This is a genomic window from Streptomyces sp. NPDC003016, from assembly GCF_053591455.1.
Map to the genome: position 1 here is coordinate 97,159 of NZ_JBSFTV010000020.1, position 23,113 is coordinate 120,271.

General features: G+C 72.0%; 19 protein-coding genes. 6 read left to right on the plus strand and 13 right to left on the minus strand.

Translation table 11 applies throughout. The annotated features are described in order from the left end of the window. Positions 1-57 precede the first annotated feature (57 nt). The gene (locus tag ACWDZ4_RS19110) at positions 58-1,359 is read left to right on the plus strand and encodes an RNA-guided endonuclease InsQ/TnpB family protein (RefSeq protein WP_451509562.1); all 1,302 of its coding nucleotides are present in this window, start codon (positions 58-60) and stop codon (positions 1,357-1,359) included. On the opposite strand, the gene ACWDZ4_RS19115 is transcribed toward ACWDZ4_RS19110, so the two are convergent. From ACWDZ4_RS19115 to ACWDZ4_RS19150, 8 genes are all read right to left on the minus strand, one after another. Continuing rightward, positions 1,286-2,560, minus strand: coding sequence for a lysine N(6)-hydroxylase/L-ornithine N(5)-oxygenase family protein (locus tag ACWDZ4_RS19115; protein WP_451509563.1), 1,275 nt, complete (start codon positions 2,558-2,560; stop codon positions 1,286-1,288). The genes ACWDZ4_RS19110 and ACWDZ4_RS19115 overlap by 74 nt on opposite strands. After that, complete coding sequence (locus ACWDZ4_RS19120) at positions 2,544-4,031, minus strand: pyridoxal phosphate-dependent decarboxylase family protein (RefSeq protein ID WP_451509564.1); 1,488 nt, start codon at positions 4,029-4,031, stop codon at positions 2,544-2,546. The genes ACWDZ4_RS19115 and ACWDZ4_RS19120 overlap by 17 nt, the downstream gene beginning before the upstream one ends. Positions 4,032-4,173: 142 nt before the next feature. Further along, positions 4,174-5,055: a siderophore-interacting protein gene (locus tag ACWDZ4_RS19125; RefSeq protein WP_451509565.1), complete on the minus strand. Its 882-nt coding sequence runs from the start codon at positions 5,053-5,055 to the stop codon at positions 4,174-4,176. 2 nt (positions 5,056-5,057) lie between these two features. Next, a complete protein-coding gene (locus ACWDZ4_RS19130) occupies positions 5,058-6,080 on the minus strand; it encodes an ABC transporter substrate-binding protein (RefSeq protein WP_451509566.1) in 1,023 nt (340 codons plus the stop codon). A gap of 285 nt (positions 6,081-6,365) precedes the next feature. After that, a complete protein-coding gene (locus tag ACWDZ4_RS19135) occupies positions 6,366-7,526 on the minus strand; it encodes an acyl-CoA dehydrogenase family protein (RefSeq protein WP_451509567.1) in 1,161 nt (386 codons plus the stop codon). Positions 7,527-7,528: 2 nt separating this feature from the next. Next, on the minus strand, positions 7,529-8,467 hold the full coding sequence (locus ACWDZ4_RS19140) for a hydroxymethylglutaryl-CoA lyase (RefSeq protein WP_451509568.1): 939 nt from the start codon (positions 8,465-8,467) through the stop codon (positions 7,529-7,531). Next, positions 8,464-10,761 carry an ATP-binding protein gene (locus tag ACWDZ4_RS19145; protein ID WP_451509598.1) on the minus strand — a complete coding sequence of 766 codons (2,298 nt, stop codon included), beginning with the start codon at positions 10,759-10,761 and terminating at the stop codon, positions 8,464-8,466. The genes ACWDZ4_RS19140 and ACWDZ4_RS19145 overlap by 4 nt, the downstream gene beginning before the upstream one ends. 13 nt (positions 10,762-10,774) lie before the next feature. Then, on the minus strand, positions 10,775-12,391 hold the full coding sequence (locus ACWDZ4_RS19150; protein ID WP_451509569.1) for a carboxyl transferase domain-containing protein: 1,617 nt from the start codon (positions 12,389-12,391) through the stop codon (positions 10,775-10,777). A 277-nt stretch (positions 12,392-12,668) separates the two neighbouring features. Here ACWDZ4_RS19150 and ACWDZ4_RS19155 point away from each other — a divergent pair, with 277 nt between their 5' ends. From ACWDZ4_RS19155 to ACWDZ4_RS19165, 3 genes are all read left to right on the plus strand, one after another. Beyond that, a complete protein-coding gene (locus ACWDZ4_RS19155) occupies positions 12,669-13,847 on the plus strand; it encodes a DUF418 domain-containing protein (protein WP_451509570.1) in 1,179 nt (392 codons plus the stop codon). Positions 13,848-13,869: 22 nt separating this feature from the next. Beyond that, complete coding sequence (locus ACWDZ4_RS19160; protein WP_451509571.1) at positions 13,870-14,490, plus strand: SACE_7040 family transcriptional regulator; 621 nt, start codon at positions 13,870-13,872, stop codon at positions 14,488-14,490. A gap of 134 nt (positions 14,491-14,624) precedes the next feature. Beyond that, positions 14,625-15,404: a phosphatase gene (locus ACWDZ4_RS19165; protein ID WP_451509572.1), complete on the plus strand. Its 780-nt coding sequence runs from the start codon at positions 14,625-14,627 to the stop codon at positions 15,402-15,404. Here ACWDZ4_RS19165 and ACWDZ4_RS19170 read toward each other — a convergent pair. The 4 genes from ACWDZ4_RS19170 to ACWDZ4_RS19185 all read right to left on the minus strand — a co-directional run bounded on the left by ACWDZ4_RS19170 (position 15,374) and on the right by ACWDZ4_RS19185 (position 19,733). After that, positions 15,374-16,381 carry a cation diffusion facilitator family transporter gene (locus ACWDZ4_RS19170; protein ID WP_451509573.1) on the minus strand — a complete coding sequence of 336 codons (1,008 nt, stop codon included), beginning with the start codon at positions 16,379-16,381 and terminating at the stop codon, positions 15,374-15,376. The two genes, ACWDZ4_RS19165 and ACWDZ4_RS19170, sit on opposite strands and share 31 nt — an antisense overlap. 20 nt (positions 16,382-16,401) lie before the next feature. Further along, the gene (tesB, locus tag ACWDZ4_RS19175) at positions 16,402-17,274 is read right to left on the minus strand and encodes an acyl-CoA thioesterase II (RefSeq protein ID WP_451509574.1); all 873 of its coding nucleotides are present in this window, start codon (positions 17,272-17,274) and stop codon (positions 16,402-16,404) included. 5 nt (positions 17,275-17,279) lie between these two features. Continuing rightward, positions 17,280-18,437, minus strand: a complete 1,158-nt coding sequence (locus tag ACWDZ4_RS19180) for an acyl-CoA dehydrogenase family protein (protein WP_451509575.1) — start codon at positions 18,435-18,437, stop codon at positions 17,280-17,282. A 132-nt stretch (positions 18,438-18,569) separates the two neighbouring features. Further along, entirely contained in the window at positions 18,570-19,733 is a 1,164-nt protein-coding gene (locus tag ACWDZ4_RS19185; RefSeq protein WP_451509576.1) for a helix-turn-helix domain-containing protein, read from the minus strand. Between the two features lie 164 nt (positions 19,734-19,897). Between ACWDZ4_RS19185 and ACWDZ4_RS19190 the strand changes: the two genes are divergently transcribed. Next, positions 19,898-20,503 (plus strand): hypothetical protein, encoded by a 606-nt coding sequence (locus ACWDZ4_RS19190; protein WP_451509577.1) that lies wholly within the window; start codon positions 19,898-19,900, stop codon positions 20,501-20,503. A 108-nt stretch (positions 20,504-20,611) separates the two neighbouring features. Then, the gene (locus ACWDZ4_RS19195; protein ID WP_451509578.1) at positions 20,612-21,346 is read left to right on the plus strand and encodes a YgjP-like metallopeptidase domain-containing protein; all 735 of its coding nucleotides are present in this window, start codon (positions 20,612-20,614) and stop codon (positions 21,344-21,346) included. 52 nt (positions 21,347-21,398) lie between these two features. Here ACWDZ4_RS19195 and ACWDZ4_RS19200 read toward each other — a convergent pair whose 3' ends face one another. After that, positions 21,399-22,946: a PucR family transcriptional regulator gene (locus tag ACWDZ4_RS19200; RefSeq protein WP_451509579.1), complete on the minus strand. Its 1,548-nt coding sequence runs from the start codon at positions 22,944-22,946 to the stop codon at positions 21,399-21,401. Positions 22,947-23,113: the final 167 nt, after the last annotated feature.

Consider the following 23,113-nt stretch of genomic DNA (forward strand, 5'->3'; position numbering starts at 1 on the left):
ATGCCTTTGTCAAGCAAGGGAGTTGAGCCTTACCGGTGCGCCGGTGCCTTGTGAAGGGTGAAGGCCGAGCCGGTGAAGCGGGCATTTAAGTTCCGCTTCTACCCCGGTGACGTGCAGGCAGCGGAGCTGCTCCGCACGTTCGGCTGTGTGCGCAAGGTCTGCAACTTGGCCCTCCAAGCCCGCACGGAGGCCTGGTACCAGCGCCAGGAGCGGATGAATTACAACGGCACCTCGGCGCTGTTGACCGCGTGGAAGAAGACCGACGAGCTGGGCTTCCTGACGGAGGTGTCCTCGGTACCGCTGCAACAGACCTTGCGGCATCTGCAAGCGGGCTTCACGCACTTCTTCGAAGGCCGGGCGAAATATCCCAGGTTCACGTCGCGCAAGCAGTCCGAGGCGGTTGCGGAGTACACCCGCTCGGCCTTCCGCTACCGCGACGGGCAGCTGACACTGGCCAAGATGACTGCTCCGCTGGACGTCGTCTTCTCCAGGCCGCTGCCGGAAGGCGTGCAGCCGACCACGGTGACCGTCTCCCGCGACAGTGCGGGACGGTGGTTTGTGTCCCTGCTGTGCGAAGACGCCGGTGTGGCAGCCCTGCCGCCGGTGGAGGACGTGGTCGGCATCGACGCGGGTATCACCGCCCTGGTGACCCTTTCCACGGGGGAGAAGGTCACCAACCCGCGTCATGAGCGCACTGACCGTATTCGGCTGGCCAAAGCCCAGCGGCAGCCGGCGAAGAAGGAGAAAGGATCGAAGAACCGGGACAAGGCCCGCGCCAAGATGGCGCGGGTGCATGCCCGGATCACCGACCGGCGCAGGGACTTCCTGCACCAGCTGACCACTCGGCTCATTCGTGACAACCAAACGATCGTGATCGAGGACCTGAATGTGGTCGGTCTGCTCAAGAACCACACCCTGGCGCGGGCGATCTCGGACGCCGCTTGGACCGAGCTGCGCACCCTGCTGGAGTACAAGTGCCAGTGGTACGGCCGCACCCTGGTGCTCGTGGACCGCTGGTTTCCTTCGTCCAAGACCTGCTCGGCCTGCGGGCACGTCAAGGCGAGCATGCCGCTGGGCGAGCGGGTCTTCCGCTGCGAGCGGTGTCCGCTGGTCCTGGACCGGGATATCAACGCAGCCCGCAATATTCTGGCCGCCGGGCTGGCGGTGACAGTCTGTGGAGATGGTGTAAGACCTCAACGGAGCACTCCTGCGAGGCAGTCGTCGGCGAAGCAGAAAACCCAACCCGCGAGGGCTGGCCTCTCCTCCCCCAAGGGAGGAGAGGAGGTCAAATGGCGAACTCCTGGAAAGCGATGGCCTTCTCGACCGGGTAGTACTCGGAGCCCAGCAGCTCACGGATGATGTAGGCGTTGCGGTACGCGCTCATGCCCAGGTCGGGCGAGGTGATGCTGTGGGTGTGGACGGCGGCGTTCTGGAGGAAGATGCCGCGGCCCGTCGTGTCGATGCTGTAGTTGCGGGCCACGTCGTAGCGGCCCTGGCCGTCCCAGCGGATCCGGTCGCGCACGCCCTCCAGGAAGGCGGGGGTGCGGTAGCGGTAGCCGGTCGCGAGGACGAGGCCCTCGGTGCTCAGCTCGAAGTCCTTGCCCTGCTCCTCCTGGCGCAGCCCGAGGGTGTACGTCGCGCTTTCGGCGTCGTAGCTCGCGGTGTCGAGGGAGGAGTTGGTGAGCAGGCGGGTGGGGACCGGGCCCTTGAGGTTCTTCTGGTAGAGCAGGTCGAAGATGGCGTTGATCAGCTCGGAGTCGATGCCCTTGAAGAGGTTCTTCTGCTGGGACTCCAGGCGGTAGCGCGTCGTCTCCGGGAGCGCGTGGAAGTAGTCGACGTACTCCGGGGAGGTCATCTCCAGCGTGAGCTTGGTGTACTCCAGCGGGAAGAAGCGCGGCGAGCGGGTGACCCAGTTGAGCCGGTAGCCGTGTACGTCGATTTCGGCGAGGAGGTCGTAGAAGATCTCCGCGGCGCTCTGGCCGCTGCCGACCAGGGTGATGGACTTCTTCGCCTGGAGCGCCTCTTTGCCGCTCACGTAGCGCGAGTTGTGGATGAAGTCGCCGCCCAGGTCCTGGCAGGCGTCCGGGATGTACGGCGGGGTGCCGGTGCCCAGGACCAGGTGGCGGGCGCGGTAGGTGGCGTCCTGGGTGCGGACGACGTACAGCTCGGACCCGGCGTCGAACTCGACCGAGGCGACCGTCTGGCCGAAGCGGATGTTGCTGAGCTTGGCGGCGGCCCAGCGGCAGTAGTCGTTGTACTCGGTCCGCAGCGGATAGAAGTTCTCGCGGATGTAGAAGGAGTACAGCCGCCCCTGCTCCTTCAGGTAGTTGAGGAAGGAGTACGGCGAGGTCGGGTCGGCCATCGTGACCAGGTCCGACATGAACGGCGTCTGGAGGTGCGCGCCTTCGAGGAACATCCCCGCGTGCCACTCGAAGTCCGGCTTCGTCTCCAGGAAGAGGCCGTCGAGCTCGTCGATCGGCTCGGTGAGGCAGGCGAGCCCGAGGTTGAACGGACCGAGTCCGATACCGATGAAGTCAAGAGGCTCAAGAGGCGTGGACAAGGGACTCTCCCAGGTACTGCTCGGCGTGGCCGGCGATGAGGTCGAGGACGGCCGCGATGTCGGTCAGCGTCGTCTCGGGGTTGAGAAGGGTGAACTTCAGGTAGTGCCTGCCGCCGACCTTCGTCCCGGCCACGACGGCGTCGCCGGACGCGAACAGCGCCTTGCGGGCGTACAGGTTGGCGCGGTCGATCACGGCGGGGCCGGTGACGTCGGCCGGGACGTAGCGGAAGACGAGGGTGGAGAGCGAGGGCTGGACGACGACGTCGTAGCGCGGGTCGGCGGCGAGCAGCCGCCAGCCCTCGCCGGCGAGGTCGCAGACCTCGTCGAAGAGCTCGCCGATGCCGTCGGCGCCCATGGTCCGCAGGGTCATCCACAGCTTGAGGGCGTCGAAGCGGCGGGTGGTCTGGAGGGACTTGTCGACCTGGTTGGGGACGCTCCCCCGTAGCCCTCCGGGCACGGGAGGTGCCCCCGCCTCCACCACCTGACGTGGGTTCAGGTAGTCGGCGTGGTACGTCGCGTGGCGCAGGGTGGCACCGTCGCGGACCAGCAGCGCGCTCGAACTGACCGGCTGGAAGAAGGACTTGTGGTAGTCCACGGTGACCGAGTCGGCGTGCTCGATGCCGTCGAGGAGGTGGCGGCGGGTGCGGGAGGCCAGCAGGCCGCAGCCGTACGCCGCGTCGACGTGCATCCAGGTGCCGTACAGCTCGCACAGCTCGGCGATCTCGGGCAGCGGGTCGATCGAGCCGAAGTCGGTGGTGCCGGCGGTGGCGACGACGGCCATCGGGACGAGGCCCTCGCTCGTGCAGCGGGCCAGCTCGCGGGCGAGGACCACGGTCCGCATGCGCTTGTCGTTGTCGCAGGGGATCGCGATGACGGCTTCGGGGGAGAGGCCGAGGAGTTTCGCGGACTTCTGGACGCTGAAGTGGCCGCACTCGGAGGCGAAGACGCGCAGCTTGGCGAAGTCGTCGGTCTTGGCCTCCTCGCGGGCCAGGAGCAGCGCCTGGAGGTTGGACTGGGAGCCGCCGCTGGTGAAGACGCCGTCGGCGCCCGTCTCCTCGGCGGTGCCGAAGCCGATGCGGCCCGCCGTCCAGTCGACGAGGCGGCGCTCGATGAGGGTGGCGCCCGCGCTCTGGTCCCAGGTGTCGAGGGAGGAGTTGACGGCGGAGAGCACGGCTTCGGCGGCGACGGCCGGTATGACGACCGGGCAGTTGAGGTGCGCGAGGTAGCGCGGGTGGTGGAAGTAGACGGCGTCGCGGAGGTAGACGGATTCGAGCTCGTCCAGGACGGCGGTGGTGTCACCGAGCGGCCGGTCGAGGTCTATCGCGTCGAACCGGGGAGCGAGCTGCTCCGGGGTGATGCCGGTGAACGGCTTTCTGGTCGCGGCGAGTTTGTCCGCCACCCGCTCGACCGCTGCGGTGGCGGTCCGGCGGTACCGCTCGGCGGTCGTGTCATTGAGCAGGTGTGAACGCATGAACTGTCCTCCCGGGTACGGGAATTCATTGCGCCCTCAGGACAGGAGGAGGGGGGCGAAGGCGCGGTGTGATTGTTAGGTTAGCCTAACCTAACTCTGTCTCGCAACGCACTCGCCCCCCAGGGGACGCAGTCGTCGTGCGTTACTGCGTGTCTTCTTCTTCCGCCCGCTCCCGCTCCCGCAACTGCTCCTCGTTCAGCCCGCGGCGCCAGTAGCCCACGAACGTCACGCGCTTGCGGTCGAACTTCCGCTCCTGGACGAGGTGGCGGCGCAGCGCCCGTACGCACGACGACTCGCCCGCGATCCAGGCGTACGGCGTACCGTCCGGCAACCCGGCGTCCCGTACCGCCTCCAGGGGAGAGGGCGCGTTCTCGTCCTGCACCAGCCAGGTGATGTCCGCGTCGGCCGCCGTGGTCAGCTCCAGGCGGTCGTCGGCGTGCTGGACCTCGATCCAGACCTTGGCCTTCGTCCCGGCCGGCAGCCACTCCAGGGCGGCCGCGGCGGCCGGCAGCGCGGTCTCGTCCGCCCACATCAGGACCCAGTCGGTGTCCTCGGGCGGGCGGAAGCGCACGGCGGTGTTGTCCTCGACGGCCGGCCCCAGGACCACGACGCGGTCACCGGCGCCCGCCCGACCCGCCCAGCGGCAGGCGGGCCCGCCGTCCCCGTGGAGGGCGAAGTCGATGTCGATCTCGTCGGCCCGGGCCCCGTCGGCGGCGCGGCGCTGCGCGCGCAGGGTGTACGAGCGCATGACCGCGCGCACGTCGTCGGGCAGCGCGCGGTACGCCCCGAACCAGTCCGGCTCGGTCTCCGGCGGAAGCACCGGCTCCGGCTGGCCGGGGTGCGGCAGGAAGAGGGAGAGGCTCTGGTCCCGGCCCCCGGAGGCGAAGGCCCGCAGGTCCTCGCCCCCGAACGTCACCCTGACCAGGGAGGTGCTGAGCCGCCGGGTCCGGACGACCGTCAGGCCGAAGAAGCGGAACGGGACGGTGGCGGTGGCGGTTTCGGCCTCCTCGGCTGTCCCGGTCATGCTCAGGCGACCTTCTTGGCCTTCTCGATGGCCTCGGCGAGGTCTTCGAGGATCGGCGCGCACTTGTCGTAGGAGTAGATCGGCTCCGTGGTGCGCGGGGTGACCTGGCCGGCCTTGACGGCGGGCAGGCGGGTCCAGGTCGGCTTGTTCTTGAGGTCGTCGGGCTGCAGGATTCCGGTCCGGTTGTCCATCATGATGATGTCGGCCGGGTACTTGTCGACGTTCTCCCAGCTGAGGCTCTCGAAGAAGCCGGCCGCGTCCACCTTCGGCTCGACGAAGTTCACGCCCAGCTCCTGGAAGTAGAGCGTGTCCGCCGACATCTTCGCGAGGGAGACGTAGAAGAGGTCCGGGCTCGCCGAGCCGATCATGACCTTGACCTTCGGGTTGGCCTTGGCGGCCTGGCGCAGGCGCGCGGCGGCCTTCTCGAAGCGGGTCTTGGCGTCGGTGACCTTCTTGGCCCTGACGTCGGCGCCGAGGGACTCGGCGAGGTCGGCGTGGCGCTGGATCGCCTTGGGGACGGTGGTCTCCGCGGCCCACAGGGCGACGCTCGGAGCGACCTTGAGGATCTTCGCGGTGGACGCCTCGGGGACGTACCAGAGCTTGTCCTTCTCCCACATCGCCGTGACGAGGAGGTCGGGGTCGAGGGCGACGTACTCCTCGACGTTGAACTCGTCGTAGACATTGCCGACGATCTTGACCTTGTCGATGTCGAGGTCGCCGGCCTGGACGTCGGCCTTGCCGTCCGCGGTCCTGGTCGGACCGAACACGCCCTTGACCTCGACGCCGAAGTCGTGGAGCGCGGCGGCCACACCGGTGAACGCGACGATGTTCTTGGGGGTGGCGGGGCTCTTCACCGTCTTGCCGCGGTCGTCCTTGAAGGACCACGGGCCCGACTTCCCGGCGTCCTTCTCCTCGTTCTTCGCGGAGGTCTCGCCGCAGGCGGTCAGCGCGGCGCCGATGCCGACGGCACCGCCGGCGGCGAGCAGGCTGCGGCGGGAGAGGCGGGTGGCTCGGGCGTGAGGCATGACGGTGTCTGCTTTCGTACGTGCGGTCGGGGTCCTCCACGGGACAAGTCCGAGGGTAGGTTAGCCTAACCTCATGCAATGTCCAGGGGCTGGTTCCATGCGGCGGACGGCCTCGGGCGGCGGTCGAACCGAACTGCCCCGCCCTGGGCAGGGGTTGCCGCTGGACTGCGCTCGGCCGTGGCGTCGGCGCGCACGTCTTCGCCCGCAGGCTCCGGGAGATCCGAGGCGGCGGGGGCGGCCCCGCGCCCTGTGGTGCGGGGACGGCCCCGTCCGGTGTGCGGGGCGTCAGCCGGTGAGGCCCAGCTCCCGGGCGATCAGCATGCGCTGGACCTCGCTCGTGCCCTCGCCGATCTCCAGGATCTTCGAGTCGCGCCACATCCTGGCCACCGGGTACTCGTTCATGAAGCCGTAGCCGCCGTGGATCTGGGTGGCCTCGCGGGCGTTGTCGACCGCGACCGTGGAGGAGTAGAGCTTGGCGAGGGCCGCCTCCTTCTTGAACGGTTCGCCCCGGACCAGGCGTGACGCCGCGTCGCGCCAGCCGACGCGGGCCATGTGGGCGCGCATCTCCATGTCGGCGATCTTGAACTGGATCGCCTGGTGGGAGCCGATGGGGCGGCCGAAGGTGTGGCGCTCCTTCGCGTACGCCACCGACTCGTCGACGCAGCCCTGGGCCAGACCGGTCGCGAGCGCCGAGATGGCGACGCGGCCCTCGTCGAGGATGCGCAGGAACTGGGCGTAACCGCGGCCTTCCTCGCCGAGGAGGTTGGCGAGCGGGACGCGTACGTCGGAGAAGGACAGCTCGCGGGTGTCCGAGGCGTTCCAGCCGACCTTGGAGTACGGGGCGGCGACGGTGAAGCCGGGGGTGCCGGAGGGGACGATGATCGCGGAGATCTCCGGCCTGCCGTCGGGCTTGCGGCCGGTCACGGCGGTGACGGTGACCAGACCGGTGATGTCCGTACCGGAGTTGGTGATGAAGCACTTGGAGCCGTTGACGACCCACTCGTCGCCCTCGCGGCGGGCGGTGGTCTTCGTGCCGCCGGCGTCCGAACCGCAGTCGGGTTCCGTCAGGCCGAAAGCGCCCAGCATCTCGCCCGAGCACAGGCGCGGCAGCCACGCGCGCTTCTGCTCCTCCGTGCCGAAGCGGAAGAGGGGCATCGCGCCGAGCGAGACGCCCGCTTCGAGGGTGATGGCCACGGAGGAGTCGACGCGGGCCAGCTCTTCGAGGGCGATGCCGAGCGCGAGGTAGTCGCCGCCCATGCCGCCGTACTCCTCGGGGAAGGGCAGGCCGAAGAGGCCCATACGGCCCATCTCGCGGACGATCTCGTACGGGAACTCGTGGCGCTCGTAGAGGTCGCCGATCTTCGGGGCGACGACGTCGTGGGCGAACTCCTCGACCGTACGGCGGAGTTCTTCGTGCTCGGGGGAGAGGCGGTGGTCGAGGGGCATGACTACGACTCCTTGTGGGACAGGGCACGCACGGTGCGGGAGGGGCTGGGGCGGCCCAGCCGTTCGGCCATCCACGCGCTGGTGGCGGTGAGCCGGCCGAGGTCGACCCCGGTCTCGACGCCGAGGCCGTCGAGCATCCACACGAGGTCTTCGGTGGCGAGGTTTCCGGTGGCGCTCTTCGCGTACGGGCAGCCGCCGAGGCCGCCCGCGGAGGCGTCCACGGTGGTGACGCCGTACTGGAGCGCGGCGAGGGTGTTGGCGAGGGCCTGGCCGTACGTGTCGTGGAAGTGCACGCCGATCGCGGAGGCCGGGACACCGGCCTCGCCGAGGGCGGTGAGCAGGGCCAGGACATGGCCGGGGGTGGCCACGCCGATGGTGTCGCCGAGGCTCAGCTCGTCGCACCCGAGACCGAGCAGGGCCTTGGCGACCTCGACCACTCGGCGGACCGGGACCGCCCCTTCCCACGGGTCGCCGAAGCACATGGAGAGGTAGCCGCGTACGTGGGCCTTCTCCTCCTTGGCGCGGGCGACGACCGGCTCGAACATGGCGAGCGACTCGTCGACGGTCCGGTTGAGGTTGCGGCGCGCGAAGGTCTCGGTCGCGCTCCCGAACACGGCGACGCGGCGCGCGCCGAGGGCGAGGGCGCGGTCGAGGCCGCGGGCGTTCGGCACGAGCACGGGGAGCTCGGCGCCGACGTCGTGCAGGAGGGGGAACAGCGCTTCGGCGTCGGCGAGCTGGGGAACCCACTGGGGGTGCACGAAGCTGGTCGCCTCGACGGTGGCGAGCCCCGCGCCGGCGAGGCGGTGGATGAACTCGGCCTTCACCTCGGTCGGTACGACGGTCTTCTCGTTCTGGAGGCCGTCGCGGGCGCCGACTTCGTGGATGCGGACACGGGTGGGCAGGCCGGCTGCCGGCACCCGCATCGGCAGTGCCCCGGTCATGACTCCTCCTGCGGGGTGACCACGGCCAGGACCTGGTCCATGGCGACGGTGGAGCCCGGCGTCACGTCGAGCTCGGTGACGGTGCCGGCGTGCGGGGCGGAGATGACGTGCTCCATCTTCATCGCCTCGACGACGAGGAGGCTCTGTCCGGCGTCGACGTGGTCCCCGACGGCCACCTTGACCACGGTGACGGTGCCGGGCATGGGCGCGGCGAGGGTGTCGGCACCCGAGCGGGCGCCGCCGGTCAGGCCCGCCTCGACGGGGTCGTGGTCCTGGACGTGCCAGGAGTCCCCGTCCCGGCCCAGCCAGGTGCCCTCCGGGCCGGTGGCGCGGCTGAAGGTGTGTGTCACACCGGCGAGCTCGACGGTGACGGTGCGGTCGTCCGTGGCGACGAGGCGGGCGCGGGTGGGGAGCGGTTCTCCTTCCCCCGTCCCGGCCCCTCCCGGTGGCGACGCCTGCGGCTCCGCCGGGAGAGGGGGCAGGCCGCCGGGCCTCCGGGGCGGCAACTGCGCGCCGCCGCCCCGGGAGAGGGCTGCGCCCGTACCCGTGTCCGTGCCGGGGGACGGGGCTGCGTCCGTGCCCGGGGCGGTCGCGTCGGCGAGGGGCGCCGGGGTGGCGCCGTCGGCCCCCGTGGGCGGGGGTTGCGCGCCGTTCGGCGCCACCGGTTGCAGGGGGATGGCGGTTGCCAGGTCGGGGGCCGTCGGGTGCGGGCCGGGGAGTCGGAGCTCCAGGCCCGCCGCCGTGGTGCGCACGCCGATCGCCACCGGGTCATGGCCCGGTACGCGGGCGTGGTGGACCGTCCAGGCGGGGAAGCCGCCCAGACGCCAGCCCGTGCGGGCGGAGAAGGGGTCCGTCCAGCGCGCAGTGGTGTCGGCGGCGGTCTCCTCCCCGGCCCGCAGCAGCGCCGCCGCCGCGTACACCTCCGGCGGGACCCCTTCCGGGACCAGGCTGTCCGCGTCGCGCTCGACCAGCCCTGTGTCCAGCGCTCCCGAGACGACGTCCGGGTGGGCCAGCAGGCGGCGCAGGAAACCCGCGTTGGTCGGGACGCCCAGGACGACCGTGTCCGCCAGGGCCGCGCGCAGGCGGCGCAGGGCGGTGGCGCGGTCCGGGGCGTACGCGATCACCTTGGACAGCATGGGGTCGTAGAGGCTGCCGACCTCCGTGCCTTGCGTGAGCCCGGAGTCGGTCCGTGCTCCGTTGCCCTGCGGTTCGTGCAGGGCCAGGACCGTGCCGCCCGAGGGGAGGAAGCCGCGGGACGGGTCTTCCGCGCAGATGCGGGCCTCCACCGCGTGGCCCGTGAGCGTGATGTCCTTCTGCGCGAAGGGGAGTTCCTCACCGGCCGCGACCCGCAGCTGCCACTCCACCAGGTCCAGGCCGGTGATCAGCTCGGTCACCGGGTGTTCCACCTGGAGGCGGGTGTTCATCTCCATGAAGTAGTACGACGACGGGTCGTTGCCCGGGACGATGAACTCCACCGTGCCCGCGCCCCGGTACCCGCAGGAGCGCGCCGCCGAGACCGCCGCCTCGCCCATCGCCGCGCGCGTGGCCTCGTCCAGGAGGACCGACGGGGCCTCCTCGATGATCTTCTGGTGGCGGCGCTGGAGGGAGCACTCGCGCTCGCCCAGGTGGACGACGTTGCCGTGGGCGTCCGCCAGGACCTGGATCTCGATGTGCCGGGGGCGGTCGATCCACCGCTCCACCAGCAGCGTGTCGTCGCCGAACGACGCCCGCGCCTCGCGCCGCGCCGCCGCGATCTCCTCCGCCAGCGCGGACTCGACGCGGGTCAGCCGCATGCCCTTGCCGCCGCCGCCCGCCGAGGGCTTGAGGAGGACCGGCATGCCGATCTCCCGCGCCGCCGCGGCCAGTTCGTCGTCGCTCAGGCCGCTGCCGGACGAGCCGGGCACGACCGGGACGCCTGCCGCCCGTACCGTCTCCTTCGCCCGGATCTTGTCGCCCATGAGCGCGATGGCCGAGGCGGGCGGTCCGATGAAGGCGAGCCCCGCGCCCGCGCACGCCCGGGCGAACGCCGCGTTCTCGGCGAGGAAGCCGTAGCCCGGGTGGACGGCCCGGGCGCCGGTACGGGCCGCCGCCTCCAGCAGGTGGTCGGTGCGCAGGTAGCTCTCCGAGGCCGCCGCCGGGCCGATACGGACCGCCGTGTCCGCCTCCCGTACATGGCGGGCGTCCGCGTCCGCATCGCTGAACACGGCCACCGAGCGCACGCCCAGCTCCCGCAGCGTGCGGATGACGCGGACCGCGATCTCGCCGCGGTTGGCGACCAGGACTGTGTCGAACATCGTCATGTGTCACTCACATCCGGAAGACGCCGAAGGCGGGGTCGGACAGCGGCGCGTTGGCACAGGCCGTCAGGGCCAGGCCCACCACCTGCCGTGTCTCCAGCGGGTCGATCACGCCGTCGTCCCACAGCCGCGCCGTCGCGTAGTAGGCGTTGCCCTGGGTCTCGTACTGCTCGCGGACCGGAGCCTTGAAGGACTCCTCCTCGGCCGCGGACCAGGACTCCCCGCGCGCCTCCAGCTGGTCCCGTTTGACCGTCGCCAGCACCGACGCCGCCTGCTCGCCGCCCATCACCGAGATCTTCGCGTTGGGCCACATCCACAGGAAGCGGGGGGAGTACGCCCGGCCGCACATCGAGTAGTTGCCCGCGCCGTACGACCCGCCGACGACGACCGTCAGCTTCGGGACGCGCGTGCACGCCACCGCCGTCACCATCTTCGCGCCGTGCTTGGCGATACCGCCCGCCTCGTAGTCCCTGCCGACCATGAAGCCCGAGATGTTCTGGAGGAAGAGGAGGGGGATGCCGCGCTGGTCGCACAGCTCGATGAAGTGCGCGCCCTTCTGGGCGGACTCGGAGAAGAGGATGCCGTTGTTGGCGACGATGCCGACCGGGTGCCCGTGGACCCGGGCGAAGCCGGTGACCAGGGTCTGGCCGTACTCCGCCTTGAACTCCTGGAAGCGCGAGCCGTCGACCGTGCGCGCGATGACCTCACGCACGTCGTAGGGCGTACGGGGGTCCACCGGCACCGCGCCGTACAGCCCGTACGGATCGGCCTTGGGCTCCTCGACGGGCTCGACCGGCCACGGCAGCGGGCCGCGTCCCGGGAGCGTCGCCACGATGTTGCGGACGATGCGCAGCGCGTGGGCGTCGTCCTCGGCGAGGTGGTCGGTGACGCCCGAGGTGCGGGAGTGGACCTCGCCGCCGCCCAGCTCCTCGGCCGTGACGACCTCGCCGGTGGCGGCCTTCACCAGCGGCGGCCCGCCCAGGAAGATCGTGCCCTGGTTCCGCACGATGACGGCCTCGTCGCTCATCGCGGGGACGTACGCCCCGCCCGCCGTGCAGGACCCGAGCACCGCCGCGATCTGCGGGATGCCCGCCCCCGACATGCGGGCCTGGTTGTAGAAGATCCGTCCGAAGTGCTCGCGGTCCGGGAAGACCTCGTCCTGGAGAGGGAGGAAGGCGCCGCCGGAGTCCACCAGGTACAGGCACGGCAGCCGGTTCTCCAGCGCCACCTCCTGCGCCCGCAGGTGCTTCTTGACGGTCATCGGGTAGTACGTGCCGCCCTTGACCGTGGCGTCGTTCGCGACGACCACGCACTCGCGGCCGCTCACCCGCCCGATCCCGGCGATCACACCCGCGGCCGGCGCCGCCCCGCCGTACATCCCCTCGGCCGCCAGCGGAGCCAGCTCCAGGAAGGGCGACCCGGGGTCCAGGAGCGTGTCCACGCGGTCGCGCGGGAGCAGCTTGCCGCGCGCCGTGTGGCGGGCGCGGGCCTTCTCGCCGCCGCCGAGCCGCGCCGCGGCGAGCCGCCCGCGCAGTCCCTCCACGAGCTCCCGGTGGGCCGCTTCATTGGCCCGCCATGCCTCGGCTGCCGGATCGGCGGTGCTGGTCAGCACCGGTGCCTGCCGCATCTCCTGAGCCCCCTCGCCCGGTCGGTGTGCTGTCGGTGAGCATGTTAGTGAGCGTTAACGCCCTCTCAGGTTAACGACCGCTAACCCCTCTGTCCAGGGCTCTCCGCCCGGCGGGGGCCGGGGGATTCGTTCTGCGGTATGACGCACTGGCGTCCGAGGGCTGTCAGGATTTCCTCCGACTGCGTACGGGGTGCATACGGGGGCGGGGCTTGTGACCACACGGCGGGACACGGCGGAAACCGGGACGGAGCCGCGGCCGCGGCCGCGCGTTCTGGAGGTGGACGCCCTCCGCGGCTTCGCGCTCCTCGGAATCCTCCTGGTCAACAGCCTGACCATGGCCGGTCCCTACGGCCTGGTGGGCGGCCGGCCGCCGGGCACCGCCGACACCGTGGCCCTCTGGCTGGTCCAGTTCCTCGCGCAGAGCAAGTTCTACCTGCTCTTCTCGTTCCTCTTCGGCTACAGCTTCACCCTCCAGGCGGCCTCGGCCGAGCGCGCCGGCGCCCGCCTCGGGCCGCGGACGATGCGGCGGCTGCTGGGGCTCTTCGTCCTCGGCGCCCTGCACGCGGTGTTCCTCTACGTCGGCGACATCCTGACGACGTACGCCCTGCTCGGCCTGATCCTCTTCGCCGCCCGCCGGGCCACCCCCGAAGGCGCGTACCGCGCCGCGCTGTGGGTGTGGGGCGCCTTCGGCTCGGCCCTGCTGCTGCTCGGCGCGCTCGCGACGCTGGCCGACCCGGGCGCGGACACCGCGCCGGGCGCCGCCGCCGCGGAGGCCGCCGAACTCACCGCCGCCTACCGGGGCGGCTTCGCCGATGTCGTCGGCGCGAACCTGGAACAGCTGTGGTTCGCCGCCGTCGCGCTGCTGACCATAGGCGGCCTCGTCGTCGCCGTCTTCCTGCTGGGGCTGGCGGCCGGCAAGCGGCAGTGGCTCACCCGTGTGAGCGCCGCCGGTCTGCGCCGCATCCTGGTGACCGGCCTCTGCGTGGGCGTGCCCACCGCCGCCTTCTCCGCCGCCGGCACGGCGGGCCCGCTCCCCGCCCGCTGGGAGCTGCTCGCCGGGATGGCCGGGACCGTCTTCGCCCCGGCGCTCACCGCGGCGTACGCCGCCGGACTGCTGCTCTGGTTCGGTGCGCCGGGCGGGGCGCGGGCGGCGGGCATCCTCGCGCCGGCCGGACGCATGGCGCTGACCCACTACCTCACCCAGTCGCTCGTCATGGCCCTGGTCTTCACGGGCTACGGCCTCGGCCTGTACGGACGCCTGGGCATCGCCGTCCCGGTCTGCCTCGCGCTCGCCCTGTACGCGGCGCAGCTCGCCCTCAGCGGCCCGCTGCTGCGCCGGTACCGGCTCGGGCCGGTGGAGTGGCTGCTGCGGGCGTTCACTCATTTCCGCGAGCGTCCCGGCGGGCGTCCCGGTGAGCGTCCCGGCGGTCGTTCCCCTGAGGTTAACGAGCGCTAACCGGCCGGTTTAGAATGACCTCATGAGCACCAACGCCGCCGCCCGCGTCGCGGCCCCGACCCGCCGTGAGCAGATCCTCGAAGAGGCCGCCCGCCTCTTCGCCGAGCGCGGCTTCCACGGTGTGGGCGTGGACGAGATAGGCGCCGCCGTCGGCATCAGCGGCCCCGGCCTCTACCGCCACTTCCCGGGCAAGGACGCCATGCTCGCCGAACTGCTCGTCGGCATCAGCGAGCGGCTGCTGGACGGCGGCAGGCAGCGCGCCGCGGCGGAGTCCGCGGACAGCCCGGAGGCGGTACTCGGCTCCCTCATCGACGGCCACATCGACTTCGCCCTCGACGACCGGCCCCTGATCACCCTGCACGACCGCGAACTGGACCGGCTCAGGGAGAGCGACCGCAAGCGGGTGCGCCGGCTCCAGCGGCAGTACGTCGAACTGTGGGTCACCGTCGTACGGGAGCTGAACCCCGGCGTACCGGAGACGGAGGCGCGGTCGGCCGTGCACGCGGTGTTCGGGCTGCTGAACTCGACGCCGCACCTCGGGTCGTACGGCAAGGGCCTGCCGGGACGGGCGGCGATGGAGGGGCTGCTGCGGCGGCTGGCGCACGGAGCGTTCGGCGCGCTCACGCCGCGCGCCGCGACCTGACCCGCTTTCTCCGGCGGCCACGCTTTCTCCGGCGGCCACGCTTTCTCCGGCGGCCCCGGCTTCTCCGGCCGCCCCGGCCTCTCCGGCGGCGGCTTTCCCGGACGGGGGCCGGAGCCGGACGGCACAATGGGCCCATGCCGATACCCAGCCGCGCCGCCCTCGTCGACCACCTCACCCGCACCCGCATCGCCGGTGACGTCGCCACTCCCCGCGACAACAACCTCTCCCACTACCGCAAGCTCGCGAACGGCGACCGTCACTACTGGCTCGGCCTCGAACTCGGCGACCGCTGGACCGACGAGCAGGACGTCCTCGCCGTGATGGCGGAGCGCTGCGGCGTCAGCGACGACCCCGGGCACCGCAGCGGCCAGGACACCATCGATCCCGAACTGACCGTCGACGCGCTGGAGCGGATGGCGGCGCGGCTGCGCAAGGCCGCCGCCGACAAGGAGCGCGTGCTGTTCGCGACCGGGCACCCCGGCGGGCTCCTCGACGTACACCGCGCGACCGCGGACGCGCTGCGCGTCGCGGGCTGCGAGATCGTACGGATTCCGGGCGGGCTCACCGCCGATGAGGGCATGGTGTTCCAGTTCGCGGACGTCGCGATGCTGGAGCGCGGCGCGACCCTGTGGCACACGCACTCGCCCGAGCCGATGACGGCGATTCTCGACGGCCTGGAGCGCGAGGGGCGGCCGCTGCCCGACCTGGTCGTCGCCGACCACGGGTGGGCCGGCTGCGCGGGTCAGCGCGGGATCGACGCGGTCGGGTACGCCGACTGCAACGACCCGGCGCTCTTCATCGCCGAGGCCGAGGGCACGCTCCAGGTCACCGTCCCGCTCGACGACCACGTCACCGACCCGCGCTTCTACGACCCGATGACGGCCTACCTGCTGGACGCGGCCGGCCTGGTGTGACCCGGGCCGGGGGTCGGGTCCAGGTAGACGCGGCGGATCGCCGGATAGCGCTCGCGCAGCTGCTGTTCGGCCTCCTCGCACGCCCACTCGATCTGTTCGGCGCTCACCACGTCCCGGAAGTCGATCTTCGCGGCGACCAGCACCTCGCGCGGCCCCTGCACGAGCGTCGTCAGTTCCAGTACGTCGATGATGTGCGGGACGGAGAGGAGCTCCTCGCGTACGCCCGCCCGCATCTCCCTGGGCAGCGGACGCCCGATCAGCAGCTGGGCGTTGGAGCGGCCGAGCACCCAGGCGACGTACACGAGCAGCAGGCCGATGAGGATCGAGGCCAGGCCGTCCCACACGCCCGAGCCCGTGAGCTGTCCGCCGAGCAGGCCGCCCGCGGCGAGCGCCAGGCCGGCCAGGGCGGCCGAGTCCTCCATCACGACGGCCTTGACCGCCGTGTCGGGGGTGTGGCGCAGGTAGCGGGTGACGGGGGTGTGGAAGCGGGCGGCCTCGCCGCGGACCTGCCTGATGCCCGTACGGAGCGAGAGGCCTTCGAGCAGGAAGGCGACGCCCAGCACGATGTAGGAGACGAGCGGGTCGCCGAGTTCCTCGCCGTGGACGAGGGTGTGGACGCCGTCGTAGACGGAGAAGACGGCGCCGCCGACGAAGGTGGCGACGGAGGCCAGCATCGCCCAGATGTAGCGCTCCGGGCCGTGGCCGAGCGGGTGCTCCTCGTCGGCGGGCTTCTCGCCGCGCTTGAGCGCGGTCAGGAGCATGAGTTCGGTGACGGTGTCGGCGAACGAGTGGGCCGCCTCCGACAGCATCGCGCTGGAGCCGCTGATGACGCCGGCGACGGCTTTCGCGGCGGCGATCCCGAGGTTCGCGATCGCCGCCACGATCACGGTGGCGGTGCTCTCGGTCTGCCCGTTCTCCGCCTGCTCGTTCTCCGTCTGCCCGCTCTCCGTCTGTCCGCTCCGGTCCTGTTCGCTCATGTACCGGACCGTATGTCCGATCAGCGCGGGACGCGAACCACGCCCTCCTGGATGACGGAGATCGCCAGCCGGCCGTCCCGCGTGTAGATCCTGGCCTGCCCCAGGCCCCGTCCGCCCGACGAGGACGGCGACTCCTGGTCGTACAGCAGCCATTCGTCCGCCCGGAAGGGCCGGTGGAACCACATCGCGTGGTCGAGCGAGGCGCCGACGACATCGCCGGTCGTCCAGCCGCCGCGCCCGTGGGCGAGCAGCACCGAGTCGAGCAGCGTCATGTCGGAGACGTACGTGGCGAGGCACACGTGCAGCAGCGGATCGTCGGCCAGCTTGCCGTTCGTGCGGAACCACACCTGCGAGCGCGGCTCGCGCGGTTCGCCGACCGTGCCGTACGGCGGGGTGTCCACGTACCGCAGGTCCACCGCCGCGCGGGCTTCGAGGATGCGGTCGGCGACACCGGCGTCGAGGAAGCGGTCCGCGTACTCCGGCAGCATCTGAGCGGTCGTCGGGAGCGTCTCGGGGTCCGGTGCGGGCGGCATGTCCGCCTGGTGCTCCAGGCCCTCCTCGTACGCCTGGAAGGACGCGGAGAGGTGGAAGACCGGCTGGCCGTGCTGGACCGCGACGACGCGGCGGGTGGTGAAGGAGCGGCCGTCGCGGATGCGGTCGACGGTGTAGACGATCGGCGCGCCCGGGTCGCCGGGCCGCAGGAAGTACGCGTGCAGGGAGTGGGCGAGACGGTCGCCGGGGACGGTACGGCCCGCCGCCACCAGCGCCTGGGCGGCCACCTGGCCGCCGAAGACGCGGGGGACGACCGCCGAGCGCGACCGGCCCCGGAAGATGTCCTGCTCGATCCGCTCCAGGTCGAGCAGATCGAGCAGGTCGTCCAGTGGATCGGACACCAGGTCTACAGGCCCATCGACTTGGCGATGATCATCTTCATGACCTCGCTGGTGCCGCCGTAGATGCGGTTCACACGGTTGTCGGCGTACAGGCGGGCGATCGGGTACTCGTTCATGAACCCGTAACCGCCGTGCAGCTGGAGGCACCTGTCGATGACGCGGTGCGCGACCTCGGTGCAGAACAGCTTCGCGGAAGCGGCCTCGGCGGGCGTGAGCTCGCCGGCGTCCAGGGCCTCCAGGGCGCGGTCGGCGACGGCCTCGGCGGCGTCCACCTCGGCCTGGCAGGCGGCCAGTTCGAACTTGGTGTTCTGGAAGGACGCGACCGGCTTGCCGAAGACGGTGCGGTCCGTGACGTACTGCTGGGCGAACCGGACGGCGGCCTTGGCCTGGGCGTACGCGCCGAACGCGATGCCCCAGCGCTCGGAGGCCAGGTTCTTGCCCAGGTAGCCGAAGCCCTTGTTCTCCTCGCCGAGCAGGTCGTCGACCGGCACCTTCACGTCGACGAACGCCAGCTCGGCGGTGTCGGAGGTCTTCAGGCCGAGCTTGTCCAGCTTGCGGCCCACCGAGTAGCCCTCGGACGTGGTGTCCACCGCGAACAGGGAGATGCCGAAGCGGCGGTCGTCCTCGCGCGGGGCGGCCGTGCGGGCGCACACGATCACGCGGTCGGCGTGCACGCCGCCGGTGATGAAGGTCTTGGCGCCGTTGAGGACGTAGTGCGTGCCGTCCTCGGAGAGCTTGGCGGTGGTCTTCATGCCCGCGACGTCGGAGCCGGTGCCCGGCTCGGTCATCGCCAGCGCCCACATCTCCTCGCCGGAGACGAACTTCGGCAGGAAGCGCTTCTTCTGCTCGTCGGTGGCCAGCATCTCGATGTAGGGCAGGCCGAGCAGCACGTGGACGCCGGAGCCGCCGAAGGAGACGCCCGCGCGGGCGGTCTCCTCGTACATCACGGCCTCGTACTTGTGCGACTCGATGCCGGCGCCGCCGTACTCCTCGGGGACGCGGATGCCGAAGACGCCCAGCTCGCCGAGCTTGTAGTAGAAGTCGCGCGGCGCCTGGCCAGCGGCGAACCACTCGTCGTAGACGGGGACGACCTCGGCCTCGATGAAGGCCCGGATGGTCTCCCGGAACGCCTGGTGGTCCTCGTTGAAAACGCTACGGCGCACGACGACGCCCTCCCTCTGTCTTCAGCTCAGGCTTCGACCCGACTTGTCTAAGCGCTTGCTCAGTCGAAGTTACCGGTGGGTTCACGCCGCTGTCCAGATCTGGGGCGCCCAGGGTTGCCCAGATCACGCCGCTCAGGCCCCGGGCACCTCGCCGGGGACCCAGCGAAGGCCGGCGGAGTCGTACTCCCACACCGGGCGGCCCCGGAGACCGCTCGTGCGGAACGGCCGGCCGTCGTCGGTGATCCGGACCGTGCCCCGGCGCCCCTCCGAGCTCCACTCCAGCTCCAGGTACCAGCGGCAGTCGCACCCCGCCGCCCCCGCCGAGACCAGCAGCTCCTCCGGCTCGGCGGCGCTGACCGCGTACGGGAAGGAGACCGCCGGGAGAGTCCGGCCCTCCTCCCCGGAGGCGTCGTACCCGTCCAGCGCCCGCGCCACCGGCCGCGGCCGGTCCAGGTCCACCTCGAAACGGCGCGGTGTCACCGCCCCGCCGCACCCGCCATCCATCCGGTACGCCGCCCACGGCAGCGGCGCGCCCCGCTCCACCACCCGCACGTGCAGCGCCTGGAGCACCACCGCCGCCGTGCCCTTCCCCTGCACCGACACCCGCACCAGCGTCTCCCCGCCGTCCACGGCCCCCTGCGCCGCCGCCCAGCTCCGCGCATCGGCCGCCTCCGGCGGGGGAGGGGGCGTCCGCTCCACGAGGTAGGTGTGCCCGCACCCGTTCTTGAAGATGTGCGAGGCGACCGTCCACGTCAGCGGCGCCGGTGGTTCGGCGGCCCGCTCCCGGGTCTTCCCGGGCAGGAGTACGGCTCCGAGCGTCACCGCCCCCACGACCGCCAGCGTCCCGCCGACCAAGCCCACCCACCCCCACCCCCACCGGCGCCTCCGCCGCTCGGACGGGAGGCCCGGCACGCGCGCGTGCACGGGTTCCAGCTCGGGCCCGGCCCCGGACGCAGGCTCCGGGGCCGGCTCGGGCTCGGGCTCCGGAGCCGGCTTCGGTTCCGGGCCGGGCTCGGGCTCCGCGTCGGGCTCCGGCACCGGAGGGCGACGGGTGCGGTCCGCGCGGCTCCAGGCCACATCCAGGGCCCGCCGCTCCTCCTCGTCCGCCCCGCACAGCAAGGCGAGACGGTCGACCACGGCGAACTCCTCCGGGACGGTCGCGCCCGAGCAGTAGCGGTGGAGGGTGGACGCGCTGACGCTCAGGCGCCGGCCCAGCGCCTCGTAACTGCGCCCGTCCCGCGCCTTCAGCGCGCGCACGAGCCGCGCGAACTCCTCGACGGTGGCGTCCTTCTGCATTCCATCCCCCTCGACCCTGCGTCCCACGCTTCATGTCCTTGCACGTCAGTGGGGGTGGAATGGTTCCGGGACGGGTGGAGGGCGCGTCGCCGTTGCAGGCGGCGGGCCGCCGGCCCGAAGCTGGTCGAGCACTGACCGAACGACCCGACGGGGGATCCACCACCATGAACAAGTTCCGTACCGCACTCGCCACCGCCGCCGCTGCGGCCCTGGGCCTCGCGGCCCTCGCCACGGCCCCGGCGCAGGCCGCTGCCCAGCCCGCCTTCCTCGCCGCCTCCCAGATGCCGCCGTCGTCGACGCCGTGGACCGCCACCCAGGTCTTCACCGGCATCCCGGAGAACGGCGGCGCCCTCTGCGCCCCGTACAAGATCCCGGCGCAGAACACCCGTTACCGCGAGTTCAACACCGAGCTCGACACCAACGGCGTCCAGATCACCACCGTCGCCCGCACCGAGGCCGACGCCGTGAAGCTGGTCGACACCCTCCGCAAGGCCCTCGCCGGCTGCGGGCCCCTGCTGGAGCGGCAGAACCCGGGCCTGCACGCCGTCAGCGCCTCCCACGGCAAGCTCGCCGTCGAGGAGGGTGCCTGGGTCTACAGCCTGGACACCGCCGACCCGCAGATCGGCATCACCGACATCCACCTCTTCTCCGTCGGCCGCGACGGCCGCACCGTCACCCTCGTCCGCTGGGGGCAGATGGGCGACTTCAAGGACGCCCCGCTGACCGCCTTCCGCACGACGACGAAGACCGCCGTCAACAAGCTCTACTGACCCGGGGGCTCCCCCAAGGGCTGACCACAGCTCCGCAGCGGCGCGGCCGGAACCTGGGCGCGCCGCTGTCGTGCCCACCTACTACGCTGACGGCGGAGAGGGGCCGGCGTGCTGCTGAGATTCCGCACGGCCAATGTGCGGTCACTGCGCGACGAGCAGGAGCTGACGTTCGTCGCACCCGGGGACGAGCCGAGCGCCGCCGCGCGGTGCGTCGAGCTGGCGGGTGGCGAGGTGGGTGTGCTCCCACTGGTGGGCATCTTCGGCGCGAACGCTTCGGGCAAGTCGAATGTCCTCGCCGCGATGACCGACATGAGCGGCGCGGTGCAGAACTCCTACGCTCGCTGGGCTTCGTACGACGGCACTGACCGCCGGCTCACCATCGACGAAGAGCGTGCGGGGGAGGCCCCTGTGCGGCTGGTCGCCGGACGGCTCGTTCTCAGCGCGACGCAGGCCGCCGAGTCCGCTCTGGGGCGTGCGGCGCTCACTGCCTGGTACTGCCGAGCCGGCCGACGGTGGGCGTTGGGGCGTCTTCAGCCATGGGCGGCCCGCATGGGAGTTCCCGAGCCCGCCCTGGACGTGTCCGATCTCGGTGGACGCTGGGGCAGTTACCGGCCGGGTCCGGACAACAGGGAGAAGGGGCGGATGAGTCTCGGCCGGCCGCTGTTTCAGCTCCCCATGCACCTCGTGGACTATGTCGTCGCCCACGAGCTCGCCCATGTCAGGATCCACGGCCACGGCCCGGACTTCTGGGCGCTGCTCGGGCGGGCCCTTCCCGAGTACGAGGAGCGCAAGGCGGAACTCGACGAGCTGGGGCGGCGCATGTGGATGGGTGACATCGCGTAGGTCCGCGGAGCGCGATCTCGGCATTCATTGCGGCTCACGTCCTGCTCCGGGCTCACAGCCGGCGCAGCGCGAACCACAGGTCCATCCGCACGTCCGCGTCGTCCAGATCGGTGTCGAGGAGGGCGGCGCAGCGGGCGATGCGCTGGCGGACGGTGTTGCGGTGGACGTCGAGCGCGACGGCCGTACGGTCCCAGCTTCCGTGCAGGGAGAGCCAGGTGCGCAGGGTGGCGACGAGGGCGGGCGAGTCGGCGATCGGGGCGAGCAGCGCGCGGGCGTGGGCGCGGGCGTCCTCCGGCGCGACCAGCGAGGCGAGACCGGAGCTTGCGTCGCCGCGGTCGCGCACCAGGGGGGACCGGGTGGCCTCGGCGCGGCGCGCGGCCCGCGCGGCGCGGGTGTCGGCGGCGGGCAGGTCGTGCGCGGGCACGGGGGAGCTGACGCCGAGGACCCAGCCGGGCTGCGGCTCGATGTCCCGGGCCCCGCCCCCGAGCAGGACCCGTACGGCGCCCTCCTCGTCCGCCGCGTCCACCAGCGCGCTGCCGAGCGCCGCACCGAGCGCCGAGGCGGCGAGCGGATCGCGGCCGCCGGCGGCGCCGGCCGGCCGGGCGTGCACCACGGTCCACTCGTCCGCGCCGAGCAGCGGCGCCACGTCACCGGCGTCCGCGCCGAGCAGCAGCCGTACCAGCGCGGCGGCGCGGGCGGACTCCGCGGCGCCCTGGTGCGGCGTCGTGAGCAGGGAGAGCAGCACGACGGCGACGCCCGCGATGGTGTGGTCCCCGGCCTCGCGCCGCTCGGAGGCCACCCCGAGGACGAGCCGCTGGCCGCCCGCGAGAGCGTACGCGGCGAGATGGCTGCCGGCGGCGGTGTCGGTCGCGGAGGCGGGCACGGCCCGGGTGGGGGCCTCGTCCGGGGGCGGGTTCACCACCCGGGTCAGCCGGGTCAGGGCCGCGTGGGCCTCCGGGGACGGGGGGTGCCCCGCCGTGGCCAGGGGCGCGCCCTCCGCCGACAGCAGCACCGCCCACGTCCCGCCCCCGTCGAGCCGCGCGGTCAGCTGCCGCAGCACCGCCGGGACCGGGTCGGGGCGGGCCGCCGCCGTGGCCAGGCCCTGCTGGGCCTGCGCGACCCGGCGCAGCTCGCGGTGGCGGGCCTCCGCCATCAGTCGCCACACCGCGCGGGCGACCCCCGAGAACGTGGTCGCGGGCGCCACCTCCACCAGGGGCAGGCCGTGGCGCTCGCAGGCGGCCACCAGGGCGGGCGGCACCGTGTCGTACACCGGCGCGACGCCGAAACCGAGCGCCGCCGCGCCCGCCTCCACCACCCGGGACACGTACCGGTCCGGGTCCGTGAGCAGGACTCCCGCGGTCAGGAGGAGCTCACCGCCGAGCAGGTACGGGTACGGGTCGGCCATCTCCGACGTGTGCACCCAGTGCAGATCCGCGTCCTCGGGGCCCGCGATCCGGCGCAGGCCGAGTTCCTCCCGCGCCAGCAGCGCCGCCAGCGAAACCGACGGGGTCGGAGGGGAAGCGGATGGAGGAGAGGGAGGGGAGGAAGGAGGGGGAGGGGAGGAAGGGGGAGAAGAAGGCGGGCCAGGAGTGACCGGCATGGATGGTCCATCCATCTGAAGTGCGGAAAGTAGAGGAAACGTACACTTCAGCGTCGCCTTTCAGCCACTTAATGTCGACCCGACCGGTGGCCGCGGGTACGGGCGGATGTCCCCGCAGAAGAGCTGCCGCGCTCCGCACCCATCTCTGCACGACACGCCACTGAGCG

Coding starts and splice junctions, on each gene's coding strand:
- ACWDZ4_RS19130 (WP_451509566.1), bottom strand. CDS start 6,080: ATGCCTCACGCCCGAGCCACCCGCCTCTCCCGCCGCAGCCTGCTCGCC.
- ACWDZ4_RS19125 (WP_451509565.1), bottom strand. CDS start 5,055: ATGACCGGGACAGCCGAGGAGGCCGAAACCGCCACCGCCACCGTCCCG.
- ACWDZ4_RS19190 (WP_451509577.1), top strand. CDS start 19,898: ATGAACAAGTTCCGTACCGCACTCGCCACCGCCGCCGCTGCGGCCCTG.
- ACWDZ4_RS19185 (WP_451509576.1), bottom strand. CDS start 19,733: ATGCAGAAGGACGCCACCGTCGAGGAGTTCGCGCGGCTCGTGCGCGCG.
- ACWDZ4_RS19140 (WP_451509568.1), bottom strand. CDS start 8,467: ATGACCGGGGCACTGCCGATGCGGGTGCCGGCAGCCGGCCTGCCCACC.
- ACWDZ4_RS19145 (WP_451509598.1), bottom strand. CDS start 10,761: ATGTTCGACACAGTCCTGGTCGCCAACCGCGGCGAGATCGCGGTCCGC.
- ACWDZ4_RS19150 (WP_451509569.1), bottom strand. CDS start 12,391: ATGCGGCAGGCACCGGTGCTGACCAGCACCGCCGATCCGGCAGCCGAG.
- ACWDZ4_RS19200 (WP_451509579.1), bottom strand. CDS start 22,946: ATGCCGGTCACTCCTGGCCCGCCTTCTTCTCCCCCTTCCTCCCCTCCC.
- ACWDZ4_RS19135 (WP_451509567.1), bottom strand. CDS start 7,526: ATGCCCCTCGACCACCGCCTCTCCCCCGAGCACGAAGAACTCCGCCGT.
- ACWDZ4_RS19165 (WP_451509572.1), top strand. CDS start 14,625: ATGCCGATACCCAGCCGCGCCGCCCTCGTCGACCACCTCACCCGCACC.
- ACWDZ4_RS19160 (WP_451509571.1), top strand. CDS start 13,870: ATGAGCACCAACGCCGCCGCCCGCGTCGCGGCCCCGACCCGCCGTGAG.
- ACWDZ4_RS19170 (WP_451509573.1), bottom strand. CDS start 16,381: ATGAGCGAACAGGACCGGAGCGGACAGACGGAGAGCGGGCAGACGGAG.
- ACWDZ4_RS19120 (WP_451509564.1), bottom strand. CDS start 4,031: ATGCGTTCACACCTGCTCAATGACACGACCGCCGAGCGGTACCGCCGG.